The sequence below is a fragment of the Paenibacillus sp. sgz302190 genome, assembly GCF_059820445.1.
Map to the genome: position 1 here is coordinate 1 of NZ_JBZYAO010000010.1, position 9,794 is coordinate 9,794.

General features: G+C 58.9%; 6 protein-coding genes. 5 read left to right on the forward strand and 1 reads right to left on the reverse strand.

Going from position 1 to position 9,794, the window contains the following annotated elements:
* The 3 genes from AC6RNO_RS13225 to AC6RNO_RS13235 all read left to right on the forward strand — a co-directional run.
* The coding region (locus AC6RNO_RS13225; RefSeq protein ID WP_497105714.1) for a DUF8809 domain-containing protein at positions 1–354 on the forward strand (354 nt) is incomplete at its 5' end.
* A 1,350-nt stretch (positions 355–1,704) separates the two neighbouring features.
* The gene (locus AC6RNO_RS13230) at positions 1,705–2,694 is read left to right on the forward strand and encodes an AAA family ATPase (protein ID WP_497105715.1); all 990 of its coding nucleotides are present in this window, start codon (positions 1,705–1,707) and stop codon (positions 2,692–2,694) included.
* On the forward strand, positions 2,691–3,719 hold the full coding sequence (locus tag AC6RNO_RS13235) for a DUF58 domain-containing protein (RefSeq protein ID WP_497105716.1): 1,029 nt from the start codon (positions 2,691–2,693) through the stop codon (positions 3,717–3,719). The genes AC6RNO_RS13230 and AC6RNO_RS13235 overlap by 4 nt, the downstream gene beginning before the upstream one ends.
* A gap of 14 nt (positions 3,720–3,733) precedes the next feature.
* On the opposite strand, the gene AC6RNO_RS13240 is transcribed toward AC6RNO_RS13235, so the two are convergent.
* On the reverse strand, positions 3,734–4,939 hold the full coding sequence (locus AC6RNO_RS13240) for an MFS transporter (protein WP_497105717.1): 1,206 nt from the start codon (positions 4,937–4,939) through the stop codon (positions 3,734–3,736).
* Positions 4,940–5,180: 241 nt separating this feature from the next.
* Here AC6RNO_RS13240 and AC6RNO_RS13245 point away from each other — a divergent pair, with 241 nt between their 5' ends.
* Positions 5,181–7,115 (forward strand): VWA domain-containing protein, encoded by a 1,935-nt coding sequence (locus tag AC6RNO_RS13245; protein WP_497105718.1) that lies wholly within the window; start codon positions 5,181–5,183, stop codon positions 7,113–7,115.
* On the forward strand, positions 7,099–9,794 hold a 2,696-nt coding region (locus AC6RNO_RS13250; protein ID WP_497105719.1), incomplete at its 3' end, for a VWA domain-containing protein. The genes AC6RNO_RS13245 and AC6RNO_RS13250, both read left to right, overlap by 17 nt.

Sequence of the window (9,794 nt, forward strand, 5' to 3'; positions counted from 1 at the left end):
GCCGGTGCAGGCACCGCGCCCGGTGGCGGCGCATCCGCCGGAGCGGCGGGCAGCGGCGGGGCCGGCGGCTCGCAAGGCGGCGTCGGCGCCGGCTCGCGCGGGCTCGTCGCAACGCCGCGCGAGCGCTCGGGCACCGGCGGCACGTACGCCGACGGCGGGCCCGTAAGCGGCCGCGGCGGCGAAGTGAGCCAAGGCGGCGCCGCGCCGGGCCTGGACGGGGCATCGCGCCCGTACGAGGACGTATACGCCGATTACGCGGCGGAAGCGGCGCAATCGCTGAACCGCTCGGAGCTGCCGCAAAATATGCAAAACCTGGTGCGCGACTACTTTTTGGACATTCAACCGCAGCGTTGATTTTAATGGGAATCCCTAATGCACGGTGTTGCCGCAGCCGTGTGAAGCTTCATAGGCTGGCGCAGCCGTTCATGACCGAGTTGGGAAGCGAGACCATCAGATCCAGCACACGGTCAGGCTTGCCCGAAAGGGCTGCATAACGTGCAGACGACGATTGGTCTACTCCCTGCCGTACGGCACCGCAAAGTTGGCCGGACAGCAGGGAGGGGATGAGGCGGCTTGGCAGGCCGGGCCGGGCCGGGCCGGGGAAAAACCTGCGAAAGTGCAGGTTTTTTTCGCAAAAATGGTTCATTTTGGCCAAAAGCCTGCGATTGTGCAGGAATTTTCCTTAAAAATGAACCTGAGCCCATGTTAGCGACAAAAAGCCTGCACATTTGCAGGAATTTTTTGTGGCCGGCGTATCCATCGAGCAAAAACTGCACTTTTGCAGGTTTTCTTCGTGCAACCGGAAAATGATGCGACTGACTCTGGTGTGTGGGTTTCTCAGAAGCCTACAAATGTGTCGAACAATTGCAGGAATTTACCGCGAAATCGAACCTGATCCCAATGTACTCGGCGAAAAACCTACACAAATGCAGGAATTTTTCATGGCCAGCGCATCCATCGAGCAAAAGCTGCACTTTTCAGGTTGTTGCAAAAGTCCAACTGATTCCCCTCAGATCCATTTTTAGTGGAGGCGTCTCATCTCAAAGTGGAAAAATTGATTTAAACCGATCTGCGAGGGGCATTTAGGCCATACTTTTGGTGTTTTTATGATCATCGAGAAAAATAGGTGGTTTCTTAACAGCCTACACAATTGCAGTTATGCTTCATTATCAGCGTATCGACGAGTCGGATAGATGTACTTTTACAGGTTTTTATCCGTGGCTCCCAGTAAGGCTGTGCGATCGGCTCCGGCTTGCGGGTTTCTGGGCACGTTATCTTCGCGCAGCTAGCTTGTGAGATAAACCCTTCCGAGGTTTTTCGAAAGTGGCGATTTCGTTCGGAGGCAGGTTGATTCGCCGATCAGAATGATGGCCTGCGCATCTTAGCTTGTATCGAACTTGAATCATCTGATCGGGTGACAAGGATGATTGTCCGGTTGCCCCAACGCGGTGTTGCGCTGCATGACTGCGGTCGGTCGACCGCAATCGCTTGTCAGCCAAACGTTTGGAGAATGGCCCGGTATCGGAGAATGGCCCGGAATCTGGCGGACGGCCGCTCGGCAAGCGCGTGCGGCACGCGGGTTTGGCCGCCTGCCGTACAGCGCCGCAACGCGCCCCGAAAAAGACACGCTGTGAAGGAGCTGCTCCTTTTGAATTTTATGCAACATATATTGCTGTGGATAACACAGACGGGAGAGGGAAAGCGATGGTGGAATCCAAAGCGCAGCTTGAAGCATGGAGTGCGGCGGTCGGCCGCATGAAAGAACAGATCGGGCGGGTCATCGTCGGACAGCAGGAGGTGGTCGAGCAGCTGTTGTGGTGCATGCTTGCAGGCGGGCACGCTTTGCTGGAAGGCATACCGGGGCTCGGCAAAACGATGCTCGTCAAGACGATCGCCGATACGGTCGATTTGAGCTTCTCGCGCATTCAGTTCACGCCGGATTTAATGCCTGCCGACATTACGGGCACGAATGTGATCCAGTTCGGCACACAGGGAGAAACGTCGTACCGGTTCCAGCGGGGGCCGTTGTTCGGCCATTTCGTGCTTGCCGACGAGATCAACAGGGCGACGCCCAAAACGCAAAGCGCTCTGCTCGAAGCGATGCAGGAAAAGACGGTTACGGTCGGCTCCGAAACGTATCCGCTTCCTTCGCCTTTTTTTGTGCTGGCGACCCAAAATCCGCTTGAGCAGGAAGGCACTTATCCGCTGCCGGAAGCTCAGCTGGACCGCTTTTTGTTGAAAATTCACGTGACGTATCCGACGAAAGAAGAGCTGAAGCAAATCGTTCTGCGGACGACCTCAGCTAGCGAGGAGAAAGCCGAAAAGGTCGCCGACGGCGATCTGCTGCGGGAAATTCAGCAAGGGCTCAAACAAATATTGGTTGCGGAAGAAGTGCTGGACTATGCGGTTCAGCTGTTGATGAATACGCACCCGGAAGAGGCGGACGCACCCGAGGCTGTCAGGAAATACGTCCGGTTCGGCTCGGGCCCCAGGGGCGTGCAGGCGATCATCGCCGTATCCAAAGTCAGGGCATTTTTGGCAGGGCGTTTTCACGTTTCCAAACAGGATATTGCCGCGGCTGCGATTCCGGCACTGCGCCACCGGCTGTTTTTAAATTTTGAAGGACAAGCGCTGGGTGTTTCGCCCGATTCCGTCATTCGGGATGTCATCCTTAAGCTGGAGAACGGGCGATGAGAGGCGGTTTGCAACTGCTGGATGCAAGCCTCATGCGGCGTCTGGATCAAATGAACGTCGCTGCCAAAAGCAGGATCAGCGGAACGATGCAGGGGAAGCGCCGCTCGAAAAACTACGGCTCTTCCCTTGATTTCGCCGATTACAGGCTGTACAGCCCCGGAGACGATACGCGCCAGCTCGATTGGAACGCGTACGGGCGCACGGGCAAGCCTTTTATAAAGCTGTTTATGGACGAGCAGGAGCTCCACATTCACCTTTGGCTGGATGCTTCGAAATCGATGGATTTCGGACGAACAGGTTTCGCGGCAGGCCCACCGGGACGCCCCTCCGCCGGTTCCGCCGCCTCGTCCTCCTGGGGTCTGACCACCCGCCGAGCAGCGCCGCAAAGCGGGCCGGGAGAGGCGCGAGTTGGGAAAGGCTCCGGAGCTTCGCCGCTTACCAAATGGGAGTACGCAAGAACGCTCGCCGCGGCGATCGGGTACGTTTCGCTGAACCGGTATGACCGCGTCAGCGCCGCGGCTTTTACGGATCGGGTGACAGGGCAGTTGAAGCACCTTCGCGGCAAAGGCAGCGCGGCAAGGCTTTTTGAGTTTTTGGCGGGCTGCGAGGCGCAGGGAGCGGGCGATGCCGGGGCCGTGTTTTGCAATCCGGCGGTGCTTCCGCGGCAGGCGGGCATGACCTGGCTGTTTTCCGATTTTTTGTATGAAAACGGCGTTCTGGAGGCGCTTCAATATTTGCTTGCCGCGAAGCAGGAAGTGGTCGTCGTGCAAGTGCTGTCGCCAGAGGAGCTGAACCCCGGTCTCAGCGGCGAGCTAAGGTTGATCGACAGCGAATCGGGCGCGGCCAAAGAGGTAGCCGTCACCGGCAAAGTGCTGCAGTCTTACCGGAAAGCGGTAGAAGCGTACACGCAGTCACTCAGATCTTTCTGCTTTGAACGCGGGATTACGTATTTGCTGGCGGCTACCGATGTGCCTCCGGGCGATTTTTTGCTTGGCGAGCTGCGCCGCAGCGGACTCGTCCGGTGAAAGAGCACGCAAGCTTATGCCCGCTGGACGATGCGAACGCCGCGTCTGGCGTGCCATAGGGACCAGCCGTAAATAAGCAGGAAGGCGACCATCAGCACGATGGAAAACCGGTACATCCAGGCGTAGCTGCCAAGCGCGTTAGCCAACGCTCCGAGCGCCATCGCGCCGACTCCGATGCCGAGATCGTTGGCGGAGAAAAAAGTGCCGCTCGCCGCACCGCGGCGGGCCGAAGCCGCACGGCTGATCGTCCACGCCTGCAGTGCCGGCTGGATGGAGCCGAAGCCGATGCCGTAGCACAATGCGGCGGCCGCCAGGGAGCCCTCGGAGTGCGCAAACGAAAGCAGCAGCAGCCCGCATATCGTGAACAAAGCTCCGGGGAGCAGCACCCATTCGTGGCCTTTCCGGTCGAACAGCAGACCGGTTATAGGTCTGACGATCAACACCATGGAAGCGTTGCAAAGAAAAAACCATCCGACATTCGAAATCCCGGCTTCGCGGCCGAATAAAGTAATGAACGTGACGATGCCTCCGTAGCAAACCGCTGTGCAAAACAGCAAAACGGACGGCAGCGCAGCGCTTCGCTCCATGAGCCGGTCGATGAGCTTCGGCGGCTGAGCCGGTTTTTCGAACGGCCTGGGCTTCGGGTAGGCGATAAAAAGCGAGCTGAGCAGCGACATCACCGCAAGTACAGTGGATAGTTGAAGTACACGATGGAAGCCGTAAGCGTGCAGAACCCATAATCCGGTCATCGGAGCCGAGGCCAGGGCAAACGTATTCGATAACCCGTAGTAGCCCATTCCCTCCCCGCGTCTTTCCGCCGGAATAATATCGGCGATGACAGTGCCGAGGGAAGTGGTGGAAATGCCCCAGCCGATGCCGTGCACGAAGCGGGCGGCGAGAATGAGCGCGACAGCGGCCATGTAGGAATACCCGGCAATGGTCAGAATGCAGATCGTTAATCCGACCAGCAGCACGTGTTTTCTGCCCAGCGTGTCCAGCGCCTTGCCGGCAAAAGGCCGCGTAATCAGCGATGAAATCGTGAACAGCCCCATCACAAGCCCGACCTGCATATTGCTTCCTCCAATATCCAGGATGTGGACCGGAATGGTCGGAATCAGCATTTGAAAGCTGAAAAAAAGCAGCAGATTCGAAAGCGAAGTAAGCAAGAAAGCTTTTGTCCAAAGCGCTTTTTGGGCGTGAGCCGGTTGCGATCGTTCCATAAGTCCTCCTGTACAGGAAAAGTGCATTTTGTGAGATAAACCTCTATCGAGGTCTTTTCGAAGATGAGCGACCGCGTTCAGAGGTAGGTTTATTCGCCAATAAGAATGCTGTTCTACGCGCTTTAGCGCTGTAAAGAACTTAAACATTCTTATGTGGTAAAAAAACGCGGTTGCAGCATAGCTGCCGCCGGTTCCGAAATAGTATGCCCGAAATATTCAGAAAGAAAGAGGTGAGCCTTTCATGCAGTTCGCGTCCTTAAGCGGTCTCTGGTTTTCGCTGTCGCTGCCTTTTATCGTCATCCTGTATCTTCTAAAGCGGCGCTATGTGGATACCGAAGTATCCAGCCATTTGCTTTGGCAGCGAATTCTGCGCGAGCAGGAAGCGAATCGGCCGTGGCAGCGTCTCCGCCGCCAGCTTTTGCTCTGGCTGCAGCTGCTGGCGGCCGCGCTGTGCGTGCTTGCGCTCATGAAGCCGTTCGTCCCCGGAACGGGCGGCGGCGGGACGGCGCGAGTCGTCTTCGTGCTGGACGCTTCCGCCAGCATGCAGGCTTCCGCAGGGGGCGTGACGAGGCTGCAGCAAGCGGAGCGGCAATTGCTGGAATTCGCCCGCGAGCATGCGCCAAACAGCGAATATACGCTGCTTGTCATGAGAGATCAGCCGGAAGTGGTGATGCAGCGGCAAGCGGGCATTCCCGCCCTGGAGTCCGCAATTCGGAAGGTCACGCCTTTTTATGGAAAAACCGCCTATCAGGCTTCGCTGTCGCTTGCTGCTGCGCTCACTCGGGATGACCCCGAAGCACAGGTGCGCATTTACACCGACGGCCAATGGACGGAAAACGGATCAGGAATCTCTTTCGTCGTACCTGTTGCCGTCGAGCGTACGGAGCTTGCCGGGACACACGAAAACGTAAGTATTGCGCAGTTCGGCGTGAAACAGGGAGGCAGCGGTTCCGGGTATCAAGCCGTAGCTGTCGTCAAAAACTGGGGCGCCGAGCCAGCATCGTTCGAGGCTGCGCTTTATGCTGATGCCAAGGCAGTAACAATCGAGCGCTTGACTTTACAACCTGACGAACAGCAGACCGTTTATTTCGAAAATCTGGAAAGCGCAGCCGTTTACAAGCTGGCCCTCGACGTTCAAGACGCGCTTGCGGAAGATAACACGGCCTACGCGTTTTCCGAAGGAGGCGGGCGCAAGAGAGCCGCCTATGTCGGCAGCGGCAGCTTGTTTTTGGAAAAAGCGCTCGCTTTGGCGAAAATCGATGTGCTGAAAATACAAAAAAGCGCCGACGGGACGTATCCGCTGCCAACCGGGACGAGCCCCGATCTCGTCATCCTCGACGGCGTATCGGGGGCGGAGCTGCCGGGAGAGCCCTGGCAGCGGCTCCTGAAATCGACGCCGCTCTGGACATTTCCTCCGGCCGCCCCGTCACCTTCGGCAAGCCGCCAGGTTTCGCCTCCTTATACGATTGCCGATCATCCGGTCACCCGCTTCATCCGGCTGCTGGACGTGAACGTCGCTCAAGCGGACGAGGCTGCCGGCGCCGGTCAAAAAGGGGCCAAGCCGATCGTGGAAGCGGGCAGGCTGCCGCTGCTGCTGGCGGGCACGGAAAGCGGCGTTCCGCGTCTCGTGTTCGCTTTTTCCTTGCAGCAATCCGATTTGGCGCTGCGGGCCGAATTTCCGATTCTGGTGCAAAACGCGGCCAATTGGCTGACACGGCAGGACGGCGCGAGTCTGGGACGATTCGTAGCAGGCGACAGAAGGGAGCTGGCGATTCATCCGGAGACGGCCAGGGCCGTTTGGAAGCCCGAGTCGGGTCAGGGCGCCGAACAGGCGGCTGAGCAAATCGGAGGAGCGGTAGCGGCTGTTCAGACGATCCCTGCAGCGCCAGGGCTGTACCGTTTTATGGAGTACGATGCCCAAGGCAATGTTGTCCAGTCGCGACTGCTGGAATCGGCGATCGATTCTCGGGAGTCGAATATTAACGGGAAAGCGGATTTACTGCCCGGGGCCACCCCTGGCGAACGGACGGACTCGGGCAATACGGATGCATCCCGCGCCGCCGTTTCGCCGGACAAAGAACCGTTCGCGGTTTCTTTAGTGCCCTGGATCGTTGCTATGCTGTTGATCCTGCTGCTGCTGGAATGGGAGGTGTATAGACGTGGGCATTCAGTTTGACCGCGTGTGGGCTCTGCTGCTGATCGTGCCCCTCGTTTTTTATATCCGCCTCATGTGGCTCCACGTTCCAAGGCTGAACGGCACGCGCAAAAAATTTGCGGTTGCCGTCCGTACGCTTGTCCTTCTGCTTCTCGTGCTTTCGCTTGCCGGGACGCAGCTGTTCACATGGAAAAACAATAAAACCGTCGTCTTTGCCGTGGACCGTTCCGACAGCGTAAAGGCGGATAGCCGGGAAGCCCAGTGGATTCGCGCCGCCGCCAAAGAGCGGTCGGAGCAGGACGAAGCCGGGGTTGTTTCCATCGGGCTGGACGCTTATCTGGAAACGTCTGTGGACACTAGGCCTCTCGACGGCTTCCAGTTCACTTCGCGGACGAATGCGCAGTTTACGAACTTGTCCGCCGGGCTGCAGCTCGCTTCCGGCTCCCTGGGAGACGGCAAGGGAAAGCATATTGTGCTGCTATCCGACGGCGAGGAAAACGTCGGCGATATGCTGCGGCAAGGCGCACTGCTCCGCGATCGCGGAATTGCCGTCGACGTCGCGCCCATGCCTGTCAAAGAGAAAAAAGATGCCGCCGTCGAAGAAGTGCGGGTTCCCGACAAGCTGTACCAAGGGGAAGCTTATTCGGTCGAGGTGCAGGTAAGGGCGACTGCGGCCGGTCCCGCACAGCTGCGGGTTTATGAAGACGACCGGGAAATAACGGCCGGGCGGGTAACGCTCGAAAAGGGCGAAAACCGCTTTGTCGTCAAATCGCTGGCGAAGGAGCCGGGCATTCACCGGTACAGGGCCGAGATCTATATGGACGGGGACGAGCAGTCGGCGAACAACACGCATTATGCGTTCAGCAAAGTGCAGGGGCCGCCGAAAGTGCTCATCGTCGAGGGCAAGGAAGGAGCTTCGCAAAATGTGGAGGCGGCGCTTAGGTCCGCGCTGATTCCTTTCGATACGATAACGCCGGAGCTGCTGTCGAACAATTTTGTTTCGTATGCCGGCTATGAAAGCATCGTTTTGAATGACGTCCCCGCAACCCGCATTCCGCAGGTCAAGATGGAGATGATCGAGCAGGTCGTACGCGATTACGGCGTCGGTCTGGTCATGCTCGGCGGGCAGGACAGCTACGGTTTGGGCGGATATTTCAAAACGCCGATCGAACGCGCGCTTCCCGTCTACATGGATTTGCGCGGCAAGCGGGAAATTCCGTCGCTCGGCATCGTGCTCGTGATCGACAAATCCGGCAGTATGGCCGGGGACAAAATGAAACTGGCCCAGGAGGCGGCCTCCCGGACGACGGATTTGTTAAGGGAGAAGGACACTCTCGGCGTCCTCGGATTCGATTCGTCTTCGCTCTGGTACGTAGAGCCGCAGAAGCTGACCGACAAGCCGGACATCATCCGTAAAATCAATTCGATTCCCGCCGACGGCGGCACCGAAATTTATTCGGCGGTGGAAGAAGCTTACCGGAAGCTGTCGAAGGTGGACGCGCAGCGGAAACATATCATTTTGCTGACGGACGGGCAGTCCGCGACGGATCAAAGCTATCAGGCCCTGACGCAAAACATGCAAAAGGACAATATAACGATGTCCACGGTGGCGATCGGCACCGATGCGGATCAGGCGCTGCTGAAGCAGCTTGCCGATCTCGCCAAGGGCAGGTACTATGCCGCTGTCGATCAAACGACGATTCCGGCGATTTTCAGCCGCGAGGCGGTTTTGATTTCCCGCACGTATATCGTGAATCAGCCGTTCGTTCCCGCCTATACGGGGGGAGCCGACTGGATGGGCTTGTTCGGGCAAGGGGTGCCGGCCCTGAACGGGTACATCGCGACGACGCCGAAGGAAACGGCGGACGTGATTTTGGCGAGCCAGGAGCCCGACCCGGTTTTGGCAAGGTGGCAGTACGGGTCCGGCCGGTCGGTTGCATGGACGAGCGACGTTACCGGAGCGTGGTCGGCGGACTGGGTCAAGTGGCCGGGTTTTCCGAAGGCGCTGACGGGTATGATAAAATGGACGTTCCCGCAGTTTGAAGCTTCGCCGATGGAGCTGACCGGACATTTGTCAGGCAGCGAAATGACCCTGGAAGCGCGGATCGGGAACGGCAGCGGGAGCGCCGGTTTGCAGGGCGAGCTTCGAGCGGTTATAACGGACGACTCCCTCGGCACGAAGGATGTCGCCTTCACGGCTACGGCGCCGGGAGAATATTCAGCGCAAGTGCCTGTGGATAAGTCCGGCGTATATTTGGTGAAGACGGAACTTCTGGCGCCGGAGGGCGGGGAAGGCGCAGAGAAGCGCGTGATCGGCAGCGCGACGTCGGGGTTCGTGATCCCGTATTCGCCGGAATACCGGATCACGGAAGGCAAGGGCCCGGACAAGCTGAAGCAGCTTGCCGCCTTGACCGGCGGCCGGGTGCTCTCGCTCGAACACCCGGAGGACGCCTTCGCCTTCGCTTCCGCCGCGCAGAAGCGGGCGGTCCCCATCAGCGCGTACCTGCTGATGGCCGCGCTCGCGCTGCTGCTGCTTGATATCGCAGCGCGCCGCGTCAGCCTGCCGTCCGCCCTGTGGGCCCGGACGGCTGCGCGATTCGGGCGGGCCCGCCGCGAAGCCGGCCCGCCGCAGCCTGCGGAGACGCCGCTTGCGCGTCTCCGCGAACGCCGGCAGCTTGCGGAGCGCAAGCTGCAGCGGCC